The organism is Vibrio sp. 1457 (assembly GCF_033340195.1).
GTDB classification, from domain to species: Bacteria; Pseudomonadota; Gammaproteobacteria; order Enterobacterales; family Vibrionaceae; genus Vibrio; species Vibrio alginolyticus.
This window is the reverse complement of the sequence record NZ_JAWOWA010000010.1, coordinates 124,764-141,734: the sequence shown is the minus strand read 5'-3', so window position 1 is coordinate 141,734 and position 16,971 is coordinate 124,764. Positions and strand designations below refer to the sequence as shown.

17 protein-coding genes are annotated in these 16,971 nt (G+C 42.7%); 10 read left to right on the top strand and 7 right to left on the bottom strand.

What is annotated here, in order from left to right:
- Positions 1–127 precede the first annotated feature (127 nt).
- The 3 genes from R7Z41_RS12875 to R7Z41_RS12865 form a co-directional block, all read right to left on the bottom strand.
- Positions 128–1,876, bottom strand: coding sequence for a formate--tetrahydrofolate ligase (locus R7Z41_RS12875; protein ID WP_225477833.1), 1,749 nt, complete (start codon positions 1,874–1,876; stop codon positions 128–130).
- Positions 1,877–2,111: 235 nt separating this feature from the next.
- Complete coding sequence (locus tag R7Z41_RS12870; RefSeq protein ID WP_005376376.1) at positions 2,112–3,416, bottom strand: inosine/guanosine kinase; 1,305 nt, start codon at positions 3,414–3,416, stop codon at positions 2,112–2,114.
- A gap of 233 nt (positions 3,417–3,649) precedes the next feature.
- Positions 3,650–4,120 (bottom strand): CreA family protein, encoded by a 471-nt coding sequence (locus tag R7Z41_RS12865; RefSeq protein WP_005397614.1) that lies wholly within the window; start codon positions 4,118–4,120, stop codon positions 3,650–3,652.
- A 145-nt stretch (positions 4,121–4,265) separates the two neighbouring features.
- Here R7Z41_RS12865 and R7Z41_RS12860 point away from each other — a divergent pair, with 145 nt between their 5' ends.
- Positions 4,266–4,775, top strand: coding sequence for a hypothetical protein (locus R7Z41_RS12860; protein ID WP_005376378.1), 510 nt, complete (start codon positions 4,266–4,268; stop codon positions 4,773–4,775).
- A gap of 195 nt (positions 4,776–4,970) precedes the next feature.
- Entirely contained in the window at positions 4,971–5,639 is a 669-nt protein-coding gene (locus tag R7Z41_RS12855; protein WP_025767794.1) for an HAD-IA family hydrolase, read from the top strand.
- 430 nt (positions 5,640–6,069) lie between these two features.
- Here R7Z41_RS12855 and R7Z41_RS12850 read toward each other — a convergent pair whose 3' ends face one another.
- Positions 6,070–7,500, bottom strand: coding sequence for a methyl-accepting chemotaxis protein (locus tag R7Z41_RS12850; RefSeq protein WP_025767793.1), 1,431 nt, complete (start codon positions 7,498–7,500; stop codon positions 6,070–6,072).
- A gap of 314 nt (positions 7,501–7,814) precedes the next feature.
- Here R7Z41_RS12850 and R7Z41_RS12845 point away from each other — a divergent pair, with 314 nt between their 5' ends.
- From R7Z41_RS12845 to R7Z41_RS12835, 3 genes are all read left to right on the top strand, one after another.
- The gene (locus R7Z41_RS12845; RefSeq protein WP_017820948.1) at positions 7,815–7,988 is read left to right on the top strand and encodes a hypothetical protein; all 174 of its coding nucleotides are present in this window, start codon (positions 7,815–7,817) and stop codon (positions 7,986–7,988) included.
- Positions 7,989–8,069: 81 nt separating this feature from the next.
- On the top strand, positions 8,070–8,672 hold the full coding sequence (locus R7Z41_RS12840) for an ACP phosphodiesterase (RefSeq protein WP_025767792.1): 603 nt from the start codon (positions 8,070–8,072) through the stop codon (positions 8,670–8,672).
- 67 nt (positions 8,673–8,739) lie between these two features.
- Complete coding sequence (locus R7Z41_RS12835; RefSeq protein ID WP_025767791.1) at positions 8,740–9,999, top strand: DEAD/DEAH box helicase; 1,260 nt, start codon at positions 8,740–8,742, stop codon at positions 9,997–9,999.
- Positions 10,000–10,026: 27 nt separating this feature from the next.
- Here R7Z41_RS12835 and R7Z41_RS12830 read toward each other — a convergent pair whose 3' ends face one another.
- Both R7Z41_RS12830 and R7Z41_RS12825 read right to left on the bottom strand, forming a co-directional pair.
- Complete coding sequence (locus R7Z41_RS12830) at positions 10,027–10,815, bottom strand: EAL domain-containing protein (protein ID WP_025767790.1); 789 nt, start codon at positions 10,813–10,815, stop codon at positions 10,027–10,029.
- A 187-nt stretch (positions 10,816–11,002) separates the two neighbouring features.
- A complete protein-coding gene (locus tag R7Z41_RS12825) occupies positions 11,003–11,635 on the bottom strand; it encodes a hypothetical protein (RefSeq protein WP_005376385.1) in 633 nt (210 codons plus the stop codon).
- Between the two features lie 183 nt (positions 11,636–11,818).
- Here R7Z41_RS12825 and R7Z41_RS12820 point away from each other — a divergent pair, with 183 nt between their 5' ends.
- The 3 genes from R7Z41_RS12820 (at position 11,819) to R7Z41_RS12810 (ending at position 13,341) form a co-directional block, all read left to right on the top strand.
- A complete protein-coding gene (locus R7Z41_RS12820; RefSeq protein WP_005390155.1) occupies positions 11,819–12,061 on the top strand; it encodes a DUF2164 domain-containing protein in 243 nt (80 codons plus the stop codon).
- 174 nt (positions 12,062–12,235) lie between these two features.
- Positions 12,236–12,775: a cytochrome b gene (locus tag R7Z41_RS12815; protein ID WP_025767789.1), complete on the top strand. Its 540-nt coding sequence runs from the start codon at positions 12,236–12,238 to the stop codon at positions 12,773–12,775.
- The gene (locus R7Z41_RS12810; RefSeq protein ID WP_017634178.1) at positions 12,772–13,341 is read left to right on the top strand and encodes a YceI family protein; all 570 of its coding nucleotides are present in this window, start codon (positions 12,772–12,774) and stop codon (positions 13,339–13,341) included. The genes R7Z41_RS12815 and R7Z41_RS12810 overlap by 4 nt, the downstream gene beginning before the upstream one ends.
- 137 nt (positions 13,342–13,478) lie before the next feature.
- Here R7Z41_RS12810 and focA read toward each other — a convergent pair whose 3' ends face one another.
- On the bottom strand, positions 13,479–14,930 hold the full coding sequence (gene focA / locus R7Z41_RS12805) for a formate transporter FocA (protein WP_025767788.1): 1,452 nt from the start codon (positions 14,928–14,930) through the stop codon (positions 13,479–13,481).
- Between the two features lie 301 nt (positions 14,931–15,231).
- Between focA and R7Z41_RS12800 the strand changes: the two genes are divergently transcribed.
- A complete protein-coding gene (locus tag R7Z41_RS12800) occupies positions 15,232–16,137 on the top strand; it encodes a LysR substrate-binding domain-containing protein (RefSeq protein ID WP_005376369.1) in 906 nt (301 codons plus the stop codon).
- Positions 16,138–16,364: 227 nt separating this feature from the next.
- Positions 16,365–16,847 (top strand): DUF1097 domain-containing protein, encoded by a 483-nt coding sequence (locus R7Z41_RS12795; RefSeq protein ID WP_017634175.1) that lies wholly within the window; start codon positions 16,365–16,367, stop codon positions 16,845–16,847.
- Positions 16,848–16,971: the final 124 nt, after the last annotated feature.

The window sequence follows — 16,971 nt, the reverse complement described above, 5'->3', positions numbered from 1 at the left end:
AACAATTCAAGAGTAGAAGGCCTGAGACAACTCTTTTCACAGTTGTTGAGAGTGAGTGGATAGGTAAGTAGACCACTCACTCAATGAATATGTTCACTATCACTGATAGCGATACGTTATCACTGCACTAAGAGAGACCGACGATATTTCCTTCATCATCAAGATCTAAATTCATAAATGCGGGTTTATCAGGTAAGCCTGGCATCGTCATCACGGTTCCAGATAATGCATAAATGAATCCTGCGCCCGCACACAAGCGCAGCTCGCGGATTGGGACGGTAAAACCAGTTGGTGCGCCTTTGACTGCGGAGTCCGTGGTTATAGATAGTGGTGTCTTCGCGATGCAAACCGCTAAGTTGTTAAAGCCTAATTGCTCAAAATGTTTGAGCTGTTCAGTCGCGATAGGAGTCATTTCTATATTGGTTGCTCCATAGCCCGCTTCACATACTGCCATGAGCTTTTCGAGTAATGATTGCTCTTTGTTGTATAACGGACAAAACTCTACAGGCGTGGTACACGCATCAATAACATGTTGAGCTAGTTCCGTTGCGCCTTGTCCGCCTTGCGAAAAAGCGGTGCTGATGGCTACTTTAACTTCGGGATTAAATTGGTGAATCAGCTCTTCAAGAGCTTTAAGCTCTTTCACACAATCTTGTGGAAACTGGTTAATGGCAACGACAGCAGGTAAACCGTATTTATGAACGTTATTTATGTGCCATTTTAAATTTTCAAACCCAGACTCCAATGCTGCTTGGTCCGGATTAAAAATGGAATCTGGAATAGCCATACCTGGCCGTAAATCGTAGTGTCCGGAATTCGCTTTGAGGCCGCGTAATGTTGCTACGATCACTACACAGTCCGGGGCTTTGTTGGCGGCAGCAGCTTTAATGTTACACGCTTTCTCAAATCCCATATCCGAACCAAAACCGGCTTCAGTTACCGTGTAACCTGACAGTTTTAGCGCAATATCGTCCGCGATAATGGATGAATTTCCATGGGCGATGTTTGCAAATGGACCTGCATGGATCAACGTAGGAACACCTTCTAGAGTTTGCATCAGTGTTGGTGCAATCGCCTCTTTTAGTGTTACTGCCATTGCTCCTGCAACTTGTAGATCTTCCGTAGTGACGGGGGTTCCGTTCAAATCGTACGCTACGACAATTTTCCCGATACGTTGACGTAAATCTTTTAAATCTTTGGCTAGTGCAATTATAGCCATTAACTCGGAAGCAGCTGAAATATCGAACCCTTCGTCACGCTCGAAACCATTGATGGTTTTTCCTGCATCATTGAGGCCAATTTTGACTTTACGTAGTGCACGATCATTATGGTCCATCACTCGTTTCCAAGTAATACTTGCCGTGTCGATTTTAAGTGCTCTTAACCCGGTGCGTGATTCAAAGGCATCATAACCCTCGCGTTGCTCATGGAACAAGCGAGCGTCAAGAGCGGCTGAAGCAAGGTTGTGCGCCGCTGTCACTGCGTGAATGTCACCAGTAAGGTGTAAGTTTAACTCTTCCATTGGAGCTACTTGAGAATAACCGCCGCCCGCTGCGCCACCTTTAATACCGAAGACGGGTCCCATCGAAGGTTGCCTTATACATGCAATAACAGATTGATTAAGCTTTGCTAAACCTTGCGCCAGGCCTATCGTCGTAACGGTTTTTCCTTCGCCAAGAGGAGTCGGCGTGATCGCAGTGACGAGTACAAGTTTACCGTCATCATTTGCTTTGAGTCGTTCCAAACATTTTGGGTGGACTTTGGCTTTGTGCTTCCCGTGAGTGTCATACTCTTCGGGTGATAGTCCTACTTTTTCCGCGATAACATCAATAGAAGAAAGTGGTGTTTTTCGGCAAATTTCGATATCTGACTGCATGGAGAATCCCCAAAGTGGTACTCAGGTAGCGTTGAAAAACTACCTGAGTTATAACGAGTATTATTGTGAGGCAAAGGTCTGCTTGGTGATGGTACTGTTTCGGTTAGGCTTGTAAAGAGTTTACTGCTTCGTATTGTGCGACATACTAACAAAATCTACTCGTTACAGTGCTAGACAAAAACAAAAGGCCACCAAATGGTGACCTTGATATATTTTTAGCTTTAAAGCTGTCGTTTTAACGATCCCAATAAGTCTCTTCTAAGCTATCTTCTCGTTCAGGAAGCGCTCGCGATAGGCGAGGAGAGTGCTGCGTCAACACTTCATAGCTTACTCGGTTTGCGTATTTACAGATCTGAGAAAGCGAGGAGTAGGTTAAGCATCGTACTTCGTGCTTTTCTGAGTTAGGCACTTCTTTTTGGTGGAAAGAGTTTGCTGCCATGTCATGCAGTAAGGCTGAAAGGGCTGCATCACCTGCACCGTTAGTGTTCTTAATCTCTAGTGGTCCACCAAGGTAAGGGCCGATGTGAGAGTAGACCTTCATTGGGTTTTGACAGTCTTCTTTACGCATCGCACGACTAAACTCGTACTGGTTAAAGGCTTCGAGGGAGCTTTCAAGGATGTCGTGTGTGGTTTCTCGTTTTACTTTCTCGTCGGTGTAACCAGCCATGTACAGACCATTTGGTCCTGCTGTACAAAGTACGAGATCAACCCACTCAAGTGCTTTATCAGCAGCTGCTAGCGGCTCTGTTTCACCTGTTAGCGCCGCACCTTCTTCTTCATTCATAGCGACAACAGAAATGTTTTCGCGAATGTATTCTTGCCACCACTGTGCGTTACCTTCGATAACGTACTTTGTCCCTAACGTAAGTACAACAGGGACATCGTGCTTCTTAGCAAAGTCGATCGCTCTTTGTACCGCTTTAGGCATTGGATCTTCTTCTTTACCACGCATTAGGTAAGAAGAAACAACCAGGGCTGATGCTTTCTCAAAGATCTCTTCAGGAATGCTTTCCGGAAGTAGTTGATTCATATGACCTTCGTTGATAGCAAATGTACGCTCACCGTCTTGAGAAATTAGGGTGTAGCAGCGACCAATAGGGCCATCTACCGTTTGTAAATGGTTAAGGTTCATGCGTGAAGACGTACGGCAAAGGTAGCGATAAGCAAAAGAACCGACTTGAATGTTCTTAGACATCACACCGAGCAAAACGGATTTGCTATCGGCTAAAACTGAGTAGTTGTGAAGAGTATTGCCAATCGTGTCACCTGGGTATTGGTGTGTGATCAGGCCTTGCTCAACCAGTTCTTCGTAAAGTGCATCTGCTTTGCTTTCTTCAAGAACGAGCGAATGTCCTTTACTCAGGTTGTATTTCTCTAAAAACGCGTCATCTACACGTGCTTCGATATCTACAATGGTTTGACCGACACCAACAATAGTTGGGCGATATAGCTTAGGTGCCTGTCGGATTTGGTTTACTAATGGATCTCGAGCGTGAGTTGGGAAGTAGTGTTTAGATTTACGCTGACCAGGAAACTTCATGCTTGTTCTTGAGTGAGAAAAAAAAGAGGCGGGATTGTATCACAAAAAAATGAAAATCGTGGCGATTTATTACAAAGAAGTCTGCTCGCTGAAAAAATCAGCGAGCTGAGTAAATAGCAACCAAAGCAGCTGCAATTTATGAGGCTTGTCGTATTGCAATGGGTTGTTTTTTAAACTTGTTGCTCAGCAGCGCCCGGAAAGAGCCTGCTCCGCGCTAACTAAATTTACCCGCGTTACTTTTTCACTTCAGTTGGCTCAACGTAAGCCTTGGTACCCCAAAGTGGGACTGTCGAAAGGCTATGCTTAAAACTACCATCGGTCTCTTTTGTTGTATAAGACAAGTAGAGTAAGGTTTGGTTATCGGCATCATAAATACGGCGAACCTTCATTGTTTTGAAGAAAATGCTTTTTGACTTCTTAAATACAATTTCACCGGACTTACTCTTATCTATTTTTGCAATCATTTCCGGTGTGATTTCGCCAGTCTGACGACATGATATTGAGCTATCACTTGGATCTGCTAAGCTGAAATCCGCTTCGATAGAGGCGATGTGACATGTGACACCTGTTACCACCTCGTCTTTCAACTCACCGACTTTGATGTCTTTCAAAGTAAACCAACCGAGCCCCACGTCAGCAACATCGTTATCTGAACAACCAACTAGAGTAGTAGCAAGCAATGCACTTAACAGCATCTTTTTCATTATTTTTGTCCTTAACTAGGAAAGATATTGATGAAATCTATCAGAGGTTTGCACCTAAAACAAAATTTAGCCACGGAAAGGTCTATGTGCGCTAGGTTTGTTGCGGGCTTCATGCTAATGTACTGCTCTAAACGAAGGTATCAAGATGAATGAACAACAGTTAGCCAGTATCGAGCGTAAAAATACATGGCTGTATGATCTGGTCGAAGTTGAATTTCCGACACCAGAGAGTTTGAAAGGGCGCGATGTCTATTTCAAAACGCTAGAAAAAGCAACGTATCAAGTAGTCGACAAAGACACACTACTGGAAAGTGACTCTGAATTTAACCCCGACGATATTTTTCTGGTCGATTTTCATCGACTGACCATTATGTTCTCTATCTTGCAATCTCAGCGCTGGGAACAGCAGTATGATAAAGATATGATCATTGAATATCTGACACAGATTATCCTCACGCCAGATTTTGAATTATATGTTGGTTTTAAATCTGGAGTCCCAATTGGTGCTGCTATTGTTAGCCATCTCGAAGGAAATACACTCATCTCTGATGTTGCTGTTTCTGAATCAAAATACAAAAGCTCGTTTGTGGCTGATCTGGCTAAAAGACTAAGCACCGAGCAAAAACTGTTAGACTCAGTGGTTATCGAAAACTAACTTACACATCAATGTGCATAAAAAGTAAAGCAAGATGACGTTGGGTGATCTTGCTTAGAAAAACTGTAATTGCTCCCTTCTATTTCCATGAAATGCCAAGCTCGTCGTTTCAACAATCCCAAACTCAAATAAGATTAATCCAAACATTCTTAAAATCAGCTTGGGCTTGAGCCTTTAAGACGTCTGGAGATGGCTATGGCAATTACCAATATTAAGTGCGTGATATTTGACTGTGATGGTACGTTGGTCGACAGCGAAAGACTGTGTTGCCAAGCGCTCGTCAATGTATTTAACCAGCATGGGGCTGAGTTAACGATGGAAGAGTGCGTTTCTCACTTTAAAGGAGGAAAGCTCGCTGACATCCTTTTAGATACTAAAGAATTGAAAGATATCAAAGTCCCAATTGATGTTTTAGAGCCGCAATACCGAGAAGAAGTCCAGTCTCTTTTTGTGCGTCACTTACAGCCGATGGATGGCGCAAAACGATTAATTCAGTTTTTGGATTCGCATAATATCGAATATTGTGTGGCGTCTAATGGACCTAAAGATAAAATTGAATACGCTTTGGAGTTAACCGGTTTACTCGATGCTTTCCGAGGGAAAGTGTTCTCGGCATTCGATGCGAATAGTTGGAAGCCTGAGCCCGATTTAATCATGTACAGTGCTATGAGCATGGGCTTTTTACCAAGTGACTGTCTTTATATTGATGACACGCCTAAAGGAGTTGAGGCGGGACTAAACGCCGGTATCAAAACGATACAGTTATTTAATGGTGAAGCTATCAATCGTGTTGATGACGAGCGTGTAATTCGCATTCATCATTTAGATGAATTAAAAGAGCAGCTGTGTGGCTGCTCTGTTTGACCTACTAATGGCAAACCGGACTCAAGCTGTGGATGTGCTTAAGTTTAGACTGTAGGTAAGGCGTTTGATGTAGACATTGGATAGATGAGAAGTTTTTTGTATGAAATCCGCAAGCAGCGCATGTGAATTTCTCGCCATCCGATGAAATGAGATATTCATCTCCTTGGCAGAGTGGGCAATTCAGGTTCTCTATGTCTTTTGTGTCTTTGTAATTATTCATATTGTTTTCCAGCAGCAAATTGGAATTGGCAAGATCAAGCATAGCGGAACGCTTTGTTTAAGAACATTATTTCATCCGGTACAGCGAGAACTTGAGATTCACTTCAAATATCCACTTGGATGTCGTAGAAAATATCGAAGGTAATAGTTGAACACGGTTTAAAGAAAAGGGCTCCTTAAGGAGCCCTTGTTGATCATAAGTTCCACAACGTTATGCGGTGCGGTAGCGTTGTAATATCTCACCAAGAGAAACGGAGGCTTGCGTGAGATTAGCGACGCCAGCGGTAGATTGCTCCGCCACTTCTCTGATTGTGCTTGATTGACTACGAATTTCTGAAAGTTCCGATGCAATATCGTTAGCAACTGCGCTTTGTTCTTCAGCAGATGTGGAAATCTGAATGCTCATGTCCATTAATGAGCGTGCTGACTCGGCAATAGAGGTAACATCATGGCCGATTTCATCAATAAGCTGGCTGCTGGTTTGAGCTTGCTGAACGGTTCGGTTGGTGATTGAAGCAATGTTCTGGCTCTCAATTTGAAGCTTCTCAATCATGGCTTGGATCTCTACTGTTGCCTGTTGAGTTCTGCTTGCTAATGTACGTACTTCATCGGCAACCACTGCAAATCCACGACCTTGTTCACCAGCACGGGCTGCTTCGATTGCTGCGTTTAGCGCCAACAGATTAGTTTGTTCTGAAATGGCGTTAATCGTTGTGATCACGTCATTAATCTGCGTCGTATTCTCGTTTAAATTGGTTACTGACGTAGAGGCTTGTTCAATATAGCTAGATAACGTCTCTATCTCGCCAATCACGTTTTGTACACGGCTTCTGCTTAGTTCGATCTTCTGGGCATCTTGGTCTGACTGCGTCGTTGCTTGTTGAGAAATACTTGATACCTCCTTTGCAGAGGCTGTCATTTCTTCCATTGCCGTCGCGACTGAATCAAGCGTTTGATATTGATGAGATATCTGGGTTTCACTCAACTGCATATCTTTTTCGAATGCAGAAGATGTCTCGCTCAACATCGTTGCATTATTTTTAACACTATTAACCAGTTCACTTAAGGTATCCATAGACTTGTCTAGCGCACAGCCGATGGTACCGAATTCATCTCGACCAGGGTGAAAACCAAGACGAGAGGTTAAGTCACCGTCACCAATTTTTTCGGTTGTTGTATATAAAACCCACAGAGCTCCTCCGATAAACGTTGCCACCCAGTAAGAGAATAGGGCAAAAGGAATAACCCATAAGAAGCTGAGTAATAGTGACGATAGAGCTGATGATTTTACCGATTCGTATTGTGTGGACACATTTTGAGTCAGCTTAATCACTTCTCCAGAATGCAACTTGGCATAAGCGGTGACAGACCCATCGACAAAAGAACTCTCGCTTACGCGGTTCGATTTCGATACGCCGTCAATTTCTGTAGCGCGGTTTGATTGAGCATCAACGATACCAGAAAGCTTCGCTTCGCTCGCCGAGATGGCTTGCTGCTCAAATTGTTGTATTTCATTGAAGTAGCGGCTTCCAGCCACTGAAGTGAGGGCTACTAAAAACAGTAGGAATATAACCCACATTTTGTCGTTGATAGACATCTTGATAAACAGCCTGTCTATCGTTCTAAACTCAACTTCTCTCATTTAAAGCTCCATTAGAGATAAAAGATATTGACCAAATCTATTGCTATATCGAAACAAAATATGCGAAGTTAATCAGCAAAATATGTAACGAATACTAAATTTAGTTTAAGAAATGAGATCTAAGGACGCCTATAACAGTATGTTATATCTTTAAATTGACATGAATGTTGATAAAAGAGTCATTTCTCTAAAGTGTTAAGCGGATATGAAATCTAATTGCAATCGTTTACTTTTGATTATGCTCATAGGTTTTTAAATCTTTACTTCTCGCTGTCATGAATGTGTCATATAAAGACTATAAAAAGGAGTTGCTGATGTGGATATGGCAAGAGCCAGGCCGTCAGCAAGTAAAAGCAAGAGAGCTTAAAATAAAGGAGGTCACAATGAGCGACCAATACCAAAACGATGAGAGCCTAGAGCTGCTAGATGCGCTTGAAATTGGCATTATCTTGTCGGAATACGTTGGCTCAGACAACGAAGCCGAATAGCGGAACACTCTCATCTCGTCGTAATTGACGTTATACTAGGTTCATGTCACACCAAGCCCTAGAGGCCAAAACTGGCGTCGAATGAACTTTCTAGCCCACCTGCATATCGCAGATCACAGTAACAGCCATTTGTTGGGAAACTTGCTTGGAGACTTCGTAAAAGGAGATCCAAGCAAGCTGTATGATCGCGATATCTCAAATGGCATCAGATTACATAGATTTGTTGACCGTATTACCGACCATCATCCAATCGTCAACGAATGTAAGCCTCATTTCACTGGTGTTGCGCGACGTTTTGCACCTATCGCTTTGGATATGTTTTGGGATCATTGCCTCGCAAAACACTGGAACGACTTTCATTCCGTGCCTCTCGAACACTTTGTAAAAACGGCATACGAGAGAGTAAACCGAGAGGTTCATGAACATTTGCCGCCACGTTTTTTGGTGCTCCACAGCAGAATGTGGCATGGCCGATGGCTTCAATCCTATCAAGATCTAGACAATATAGAATTTGCACTACATCGGATATCGCAAAGAAGTCCTAGAATGGCAGACTTAACCACAACATTTAAAGTGATTGAAAGTGATTACACCGAATTAGAAGAGAAGTTCTCGTCACTTTATCGAGATGTTTTGCGCCAGTCGTATGATTTTCAGCAACAGCTTAACGACTCAACTCAATGAGATAGAAAAGTAGTATGGCTTTAGGGGCTCTGGTAAACTCTGCGCTCCAAAAATAATGAGGTTACACATGTCTGTTAATTTTGCTGATTTAGGCATCGAACAAAAGCTAATCGAGACGCTAGGCAATCTAAATATCGTGACGCCAACACCAGTGCAAGAAAAGTCAATTCCACACGTCCTTGCAGGAAAAAACTTACTTGCTGCTGCACAAACTGGTACGGGAAAAACGGCTGCGTTTGGTTTACCTATCATACAAACCGTTCAGCAAAAGAAACTTAACGGCACACCTCAAGCATTGATTTTGGTTCCAACACGCGAGCTTGCACAGCAGGTATTTGATAATTTGAATCAGTACTCGGCAGAAACAGAACTTCGCATCGTGTGTGTTTATGGTGGTACAAGCATTGGCGTACAAAAGAGAAAGTTAGAAGAGGGCGCTGATATTTTGATTGCCACGCCAGGCCGCCTTTTGGATCACCTGTTTAATGGTAACGTAAACATCTCTAAAACCGGTATGCTCGTGTTAGACGAAGCCGACCGTATGTTAGATATGGGATTTTGGCCTGACTTGCAGCGCATCTTCCGACGTTTGCCTGCTGAGAAACAGATCCTATTGTTCTCTGCGACATTTGAGAAGCGAATCAAAACTATTGCGCATAAACTCATGGAATCGCCAGTTGAAGTCGAAGTTTCACCAGCAAATACGACTGCTGAAACGGTAGCACAAATGGTTTATCCAGTGGATAAAAAACGGAAACGTGAATTGCTAGCGTACTTAATTGGCTCGCGGAATTGGCAGCAAGTGCTTGTATTTACAAAAACGAAGCAAGGCAGTGATGAGTTAGCGAAAGAGCTCAAGTTAGATGGCATCAAAGCGGTTTCTATCAACGGCGATAAATCACAAGGCGCCCGCCAAAGAGCTTTGGATGAATTTAAACAAGGTAAGGTGCGTGCTTTGATTGCAACCGATGTGGCAGCACGAGGGTTAGATATTCAAGAGCTAGAACAAGTCGTGAACTTTGATATGCCATTCAAAGCAGAAGATTATGTCCATCGAATTGGCCGCACTGGAAGAGCAGGAAAGTCAGGTTTGGCGGTTTCTCTGATGAGTAGAGATGAGGAGTACTTGTTGCAAGCTATCGAGAACCTGCTTGATCAACGCTTACCCCAAGAATGGCTGGCAGGTTTCGAACCAAGTCTTGTAGAAGAAGTTGAGCCTGAACAAAATGGGGGTGGGCGCCGTCGTAGTCGTTCATCTGAGAAGCGTAAGCTAAAAGCAAAATTGGCGATTCATAAGAATCGTGGTAAATCACGTAGCTCTCGCTAAACCGCGCAAATTTTTGTTCTTACATAATCAGGCTGTTTTTGCCTCTTCATAGACGTCTAACGTTTGGGGGATAGCAAGTAGGTACCCTTGATACATATCGAAACCGAGCTTTTTCATTAAGCGAAGTTGATGCTCGGTTTCAATTCCTTCGATAACGGTTTTAGAGCATAACGCTTTTGCGAGTGATAATGCATCGTTAAGCGCTTTAAAATCACCGTTTTCATACCTTAGCAATAAAGAGCGATCCATCTTGATTATATCTGGGCAAACGCTTCTCACTCGCTCAGTTGTCGATGCATTGACGCCATAATCGTCAATCGCTAATTTAAATCCTTCAAGACTTAACTCCCGAGCAGCTTGAGACAAAGAGAGTTCATCCTCCACCTTCAATTCAAGTAACTCCATGACGATTTGTTCATTCATCAAATGCGATTCATAAATGGTTTGTTTTAGCAGTCGGTTATACGTGATGTCTTTGACTAGTATCTCTGCCGCTACCGGTAATACATTGAGAAACAATTGTTTTGTGTGAAAGCGAGACTGAGAGAAATTTTTGATATGGATTAGGCGACTTAAGCGTTCAACATTGAGCAAATCTTGAGTGGGAGTCGCTTTGGATTGGAAAAACTGATCTGGCCTAACCATGGTGCCATTGGCATTGCTAATTCTTACCAGTGCTTCAAGGCCAACGATGGAAATATCGTTCTTATATATGGGTTGAAAGACACTGCGGAGAGTGAAGTTCGCGTATTTCGCAATATACTGCCCGTCGGCTTCTTTCCGGATGCAACTAAGTAGTTGCGAGATGTTCATCATTGTTACCACAACCTAAATCAATGTCTCAACATCAGCGTTATCGCGCTAATTTTTCTATTTCATTGGCAATGAATCTAAGTGTGCTCATTAACTCAAGCAAGAACGATGGTAATGGATGGGTAGCTTTGTCGAGTGATATCAAACAAATTGATGAAATAATTGATAATCTCAGCACTTCAATTTGATGCTACCATTGCAGTACGGCATACAACTGCAAATATTTTCTGACTAACTGCTGTTTGTTCGAACGCCGTAAAGGATGCCCAAACTTAATGTAACAAGGGCTAATACCGAATCGAGTGTCCAAAGATTGCGTGAGTTGCGACTCGCTGGTGTACAGTGTGATTCCTTGTTCTGTGTATTCGTTGATCTGATCGGGTAGTTCACCCATCCACCAATGAAGCAATTCTCGGCTCGTTTTGCTGCGACTTATCCAATGATCGCAAACCAAAAAGAGTAGGTCATTAGGCTGTAAGGCATAACCATATTCACTCTGCCATTCCGTAATTGATGAGAGTAAGTTTTCCCGGCAAGATTTTCCGGCACTGACCATATGGTGACTCAGAACCCAGACAGTGCCAATGTCGGATGAAATTCGATAGTGATGGGGAAGGTCTGGAGAATCCAACACTTCGATTGGCTTTATCACGCAGTTGTATCCAAAGTGACGAAAAGTATGTTCCATCCTTCTTGAAAAAGCGAGACCAAGATGATGCTCACTCATGCCTTGGTTATGCACCGCAGGGTAATGCTTTTCACACAGCTTAAGACAGTCGTCTTGAAAATCATTAACACTTTGAATAACTAGGTCGAGTAGCAAAGAATATCCCTTAATAATTACAAAACGAACTGCAAAAGGTTAGCATAGTCTTTTGAGAATAGACTAATTTACTTCGGCAACTTCTTGATCTAAACACCAAATTTCTCACAAATGACCGTGTCTAATCTTTAATAGAGCAACACGAAAGAAGCAGAAGTTGAACAAAAATTTGAAAGGGAAAAAATGATAAAGCTAGAACGCGCACAAAAAGAGGCGTTGGCCACCGCCATTCAAGATTACATGCAAGACGAGCTAGATGTTGAAATTGGCCAGTTCGATAGTGAGTTTCTAATTGATTTTATTACAGAAAAACTAGGGCCAATTTATTATAACAAGGGTGTTGAAGATGCTAAGTTACTGGTTGAACGCAGAATGTTAGAAGTTTCCGAAGAGCTGTATGAGATAGAACAAGAAGTTAAGCTGTAAGTTTCAGTTTTACAAACGATTTAAAGTTCCTTCAAAAAATTCGAACAACTTGATAGATACGGTACCATTGGCTGGATGTAAATGATGGTAAATAATCTGTTTCATATGACGTAAATAGGTTAATGTAGTGTTTCTTGCTCAGCATTAACTTAGGAATATATCTAGGAACTTGAGATGGATACACTGGTAAAGAATTACAACCTTACTGCACGCGTGATGCATTGGTTATCAGCGCTGTGCATTATTGGTCTATTTGCAGTGGGTTTGTGGATGGTCGACCTTAGCTATTACAGCGAATGGTATCGAACTGCGCCGCATTACCATCGCTCTGTCGGTATTTTACTCGCTATTTTAACTTTGGCACGCATCGTATGGAAACATGTGACGGCGTCACCAAAGGTAGAAGGCAAACGTTACGAAGTGCTTGCTGCTAAAGCAGCGCATGGTGTCATGTACCTACTATTGATCACCATCTTTGTTTCAGGTTACCTCATTTCAACGTCTGATGGACGCGGCATCGAAGTGTTTAATTGGTTCACCGTGCCAGGAGCGGGAGAGTTATTCCCAGGCCAATCAGATATTGCAGGTGAGATTCACTTCTATGCAGCTTGGGCAGTCATCCTGATTGCAGGCTTACATGCTATTGCTGCACTAAAACACCACTTTATCGATAAAGACAACACATTAAGAAAAATGTTAGGAGCTTCAAAATGAAAAAGTCACTTTTCGCTACAGGATTAGCTATCGCTATGGCACTGCCATTTGGTGCGCAAGCTGCAGATTATGTCATCGATACCAAAGGTGCTCACGCTTCAATCAACTTTAAAGTTAGCCACTTGGGTTACAGTTTCATCAAAGGTCGTTTCAATACATTTTCTGGTGACTTTTCTTTTGATGAAAACAACATTGCTGATTCAAAAGTAAATGTTGTTGTTGATACAACCAGCCTAGATTCAAACCATGCTGAACGTGACAAACACATTCGTAGTGGTGACTTCATCGATGCTGGTAAATACAGTGAAGCAACCTTTACGAGCACAAAAGTGGTTGATAAAGGCAATGGCAAACTAGATGTAACTGGTGATCTAACGCTACACGGTGTTACTAAGCCTATTACTATTGAGGCTGAATTCGTTGGTGCTGGCAGTGACCCATGGGGCGGCGAGCGCGCTGGCTTTGTTGGCAACACTCGCCTAGAGCTTGCTGACTTTGACATCCCAGTAATGGGTGCTTCAAGCTACGTCGATATGGAACTTCATATCGAAGGTATTAAGAAGTAATTAGTTCCTTTTAGATACACTAAAAGCGCTCTTCACTTGAAGAGCGCTTTTTTATTATCTTAATCACATCACTAACATCGATAAACCAGTCAGTGATAGCGATTGAAAGCCAATAGACGTTGTAAATGTTTAGCGAATTACGCTGTTTCTAACTCACTTTTTTCCACTAAGTTTAAACGCTCACCAAAAATCGGGCGTAGTGCTTTTAATACTTCAGTACGAGTAACCACCCCGACCATCTGCCCATTTTCAAGCACAGGAAGCACTTGTGGCTTACTTACTTTGATACTTTTAGCGCGTTCTTCGAGAGACAAAGACGTCAAGCGAGTGGCAATACCCATACTGCTCGCTGGGTACAACTGCTCTTTATCGATACATAGGAATTCCACAACATCAACGAGGCGATCATCAGCGTCAATTGCGACCACATCTCTGCTCATGATGTCGACGACTTTTTGGTCTTTCACCGGAATGTAGTCCTCACACCATAGTTCTACCATCACATCGTGAGCAGAGAAGAAGCCAACTAATCGATTTTGTACGTCTACAACAGGTGCGCTAGTTACGTTGTTATCAAGTAACACATCCAGCGCGGCTGCAATTGGCGTTTCTGCACGAATGGTGACTGGTTTTGGGTTCATAATGTCTTTAACAAAAGAGGCATTTTTCATGGTGAAATCCTTAACTGACGACAGTGTTGTAGTTGTAGTGATAGAAGAAATATTCGCTGCTTTTAGTTCTGGTCGGCGAAAAATACACCAGTTTGAAAGGCCAACTAATACCGCTCCGCCGACGATGTTGCCAAGCGTGACAGGAATTAAGTTAGCGGTAATAAAGTGGCTAATGTTTAGGTCTGTGTATTGTGACGCGGGCACACCGACAGATGCCCAAAAAGATTCAGGTGCAAAATTCGCGATAACAATACCAAGTGGAACCATAAACATGTTCGCAACACAGTGCTCAAAACCGCTGCTGACAAACATTGCCACAGGCAAAATTGTCATTGCTGCTTTTGTCATTGCATTTGCAGAACTAAATGTCAGCCAAATCGCTAGGCAGACCAACAGGTTACAGAGAATACCGAGTGCAAACGCTTGAATGAGAGTGTGGTGAAGTTTGTGTTGTGCGATGTTAAGCGCATTTAATCCCCATTGACCGCCATCCATCTGATAAAGACCAGCAGCAGTAACCAGCGCAAGTAGGAACATCGCACCAATAAAGTTACCAACGTAAACTTTGCCCCAGATCGAAAGCATCTTACCGAACGATATTTGCTTATTGGCCCAAGAAATACTGGATAGGACGGAGCTGGTAAATAATTCACCACCGCAGATCACTATGAGGATCAATCCCATGCTAAATGCGAGTCCACCAGCTAGGCGGCTCAAGCCCCAACCAGCGCCCGTACTACCGGTGGTCACCGTGATGTAAAACAAGAATGCTAACCCGATGAACGCGCCGGCCATAATGGCGAGGCTTAATGTCATACTGCTGGTTTTGTTTGCCTTACTTAACGCAAATTTTTCCGCTTCAACCATCATCTCTTTTGGAGAAAAATACTGGTGATTTTGAGAACTGGTCACCGCCATATTGACTCCTTAATTTGTAATCGCATAAAAAATCCTTGGTTATTAACTCAAAAATGAAATTGTTGTTTTTATTAAGAGCCTCAATGACTTCGGTTTCAAAACCATTGAGGCTTGCGGTGTTCCCGAACCGCGTACTCAGAATAGGGAGAGCGGTTAGTAAGGTAAAATTGATAATATTTAGAAACCTCATCAAATTAATTGATAACTTTACGGGGCTAGGTAAAATGAACTCTATTGCTTATTGGGGCATGCTTTAACAATTGTGGGAATTGGGAAATACCCACTAATAATGGAGGACACTTTGCGCTACTCACTTAAGCAATTAGCGGTTTTCGACGCAGTTGCAGATACCGGCAGTGTAAGCCAAGCCGCAGAAAAATTGGCTTTGACACAATCAGCGACGAGCATGTCGCTTGCGCAATTAGAGAAGATGCTTGGCAGGCCGTTGTTTGAGAGGCAAGGCAAGCAAATGGCGTTAACCCATTGGGGGATGTGGTTACGACCAAAAGCAAAACGCTTGCTACAAGATGCATTGCAGATTGAAATGGGCTTCTATGAGCAACATTTATTGAGTGGTGAGATTCGTATGGGAGCGAGTCAAACCCCAGCAGAGCACTTAGTTCCCGACCTTATCAGTATCATTGATAATGACTTTCCAGAAATGCGTATTTCTCTCGGTGTACAAAGTACAAAAGGGGTGATTGATGGGGTATTAGATTACAAGTATGACTTAGGGATTATTGAAGGGCGCTGTGATGATAACCGTTTACACCAAGAAGTATGGTGTCGTGATCATCTTACTGTTGTCGCAGCTTCTCATCATCCTTTTGCGCGTAATCAGTCTGTTAGCCTTGCGCAGTTAGAGCAAGCGAAGTGGGTACTAAGAGAGCATGGCTCTGGCACACGAAAAACATTTGATAGTTCTATTCACCACCTTATTGAAGATTTGGATGTGTGGCGCGAGTACGAACACGTTCCGGTGTTACGTAGTTTAGTTGCTAATGGTCAGTACCTTACTTGCTTACCGTATTTAGATGTAGAGCGATATATAGAAGCAGGTCACCTTGTGGCATTAAATGTACCTGAGTTAAAAATGGAAAGGACGCTTTCATTTATATGGCGTTCAGATATGGCAGAAAACCCATTAGTCGACTGCATTAAAAGAGAGGGGCTGCGAATGATGAAAGGGAAGCCTTCAGTTCTTTAAAGGTTGATTAAATATGCCTACGAGATGAGTTGGTTTATTCCCTAAATCTGTTGATTTATCGGTTGCGTCAAACTTTTAATGTAAATTGTGAAAATAATAATATCTTATTGTGATCAATATCACCGATAAGCTGAGCTGATGTATCTAACATGTGTCCTTGATTTCAATGTATGAAGGCAGTTATTGAACCATATAGGTACGATAATAGCCGAGTAGGTATGACTACCATGACGACACTTTTAGCTATTTCTATTACTACTGGAATTTTATCTGGCGTATGGGGTTGGATCGCCATCTCTTTAGGTTTGCTTTCTTGGGCTGGTTTTTTAGGTTGCACGAGCTACTTTGCAGCGCCAACGAGCGGATTGAAAGGACTAGGCATCAGCTTAATCACCAATATGACAGGCGTATTCTGGGCAATGGTAATTATTCACGGTTCCACTTACGTTGGGTTGGAAATTATTGGCTATGTGATTACCGCTATTGTGGCATTCTTCATGTGTATTCAAGCTAAACAGGCTTGGCTCGCGTACATCCCTGGTACTTTTATTGGTTCATGCGCAACATTTGCGGCTGATGGAAACTGGCAACTTGTTATTCCATCGTTGTTGCTAGGTGGTGTGTTTGGCTATCTAATGAAAGCGACAGGGCTATGGTTGCATACGAAATCAACCGCTACTTCATCTTCGCTTGCTGAGCAAGCACAGTAGTGAACCCCCGATCTTATTGGTATCCACTGTGTATTGAGTTTTATCCCTCTCAATACCCTTAATCAAAATTAATGATGTTTGATACAAGCACACCAAATTGGTGTGCTTTTTTTGTATTACAAGA

Coding starts and splice junctions, on each gene's coding strand:
- R7Z41_RS12875 (WP_225477833.1), bottom strand. CDS start 1,876: ATGCAGTCAGATATCGAAATTTGCCGAAAAACACCACTTTCTTCTATT.
- R7Z41_RS12870 (WP_005376376.1), bottom strand. CDS start 3,416: ATGAAGTTTCCTGGTCAGCGTAAATCTAAACACTACTTCCCAACTCAC.
- R7Z41_RS12865 (WP_005397614.1), bottom strand. CDS start 4,120: ATGAAAAAGATGCTGTTAAGTGCATTGCTTGCTACTACTCTAGTTGGT.
- R7Z41_RS12860 (WP_005376378.1), top strand. CDS start 4,266: ATGAATGAACAACAGTTAGCCAGTATCGAGCGTAAAAATACATGGCTG.
- R7Z41_RS12855 (WP_025767794.1), top strand. CDS start 4,971: ATGGCAATTACCAATATTAAGTGCGTGATATTTGACTGTGATGGTACG.
- R7Z41_RS12850 (WP_025767793.1), bottom strand. CDS start 7,500: ATGAGAGAAGTTGAGTTTAGAACGATAGACAGGCTGTTTATCAAGATG.
- R7Z41_RS12845 (WP_017820948.1), top strand. CDS start 7,815: ATGTGGATATGGCAAGAGCCAGGCCGTCAGCAAGTAAAAGCAAGAGAG.
- R7Z41_RS12840 (WP_025767792.1), top strand. CDS start 8,070: ATGAACTTTCTAGCCCACCTGCATATCGCAGATCACAGTAACAGCCAT.
- R7Z41_RS12835 (WP_025767791.1), top strand. CDS start 8,740: ATGTCTGTTAATTTTGCTGATTTAGGCATCGAACAAAAGCTAATCGAG.
- R7Z41_RS12830 (WP_025767790.1), bottom strand. CDS start 10,815: ATGATGAACATCTCGCAACTACTTAGTTGCATCCGGAAAGAAGCCGAC.
- R7Z41_RS12820 (WP_005390155.1), top strand. CDS start 11,819: ATGATAAAGCTAGAACGCGCACAAAAAGAGGCGTTGGCCACCGCCATT.
- R7Z41_RS12815 (WP_025767789.1), top strand. CDS start 12,236: ATGGATACACTGGTAAAGAATTACAACCTTACTGCACGCGTGATGCAT.
- R7Z41_RS12810 (WP_017634178.1), top strand. CDS start 12,772: ATGAAAAAGTCACTTTTCGCTACAGGATTAGCTATCGCTATGGCACTG.
- focA (WP_025767788.1), bottom strand. CDS start 14,930: ATGGCGGTGACCAGTTCTCAAAATCACCAGTATTTTTCTCCAAAAGAG.
- R7Z41_RS12795 (WP_017634175.1), top strand. CDS start 16,365: ATGACGACACTTTTAGCTATTTCTATTACTACTGGAATTTTATCTGGC.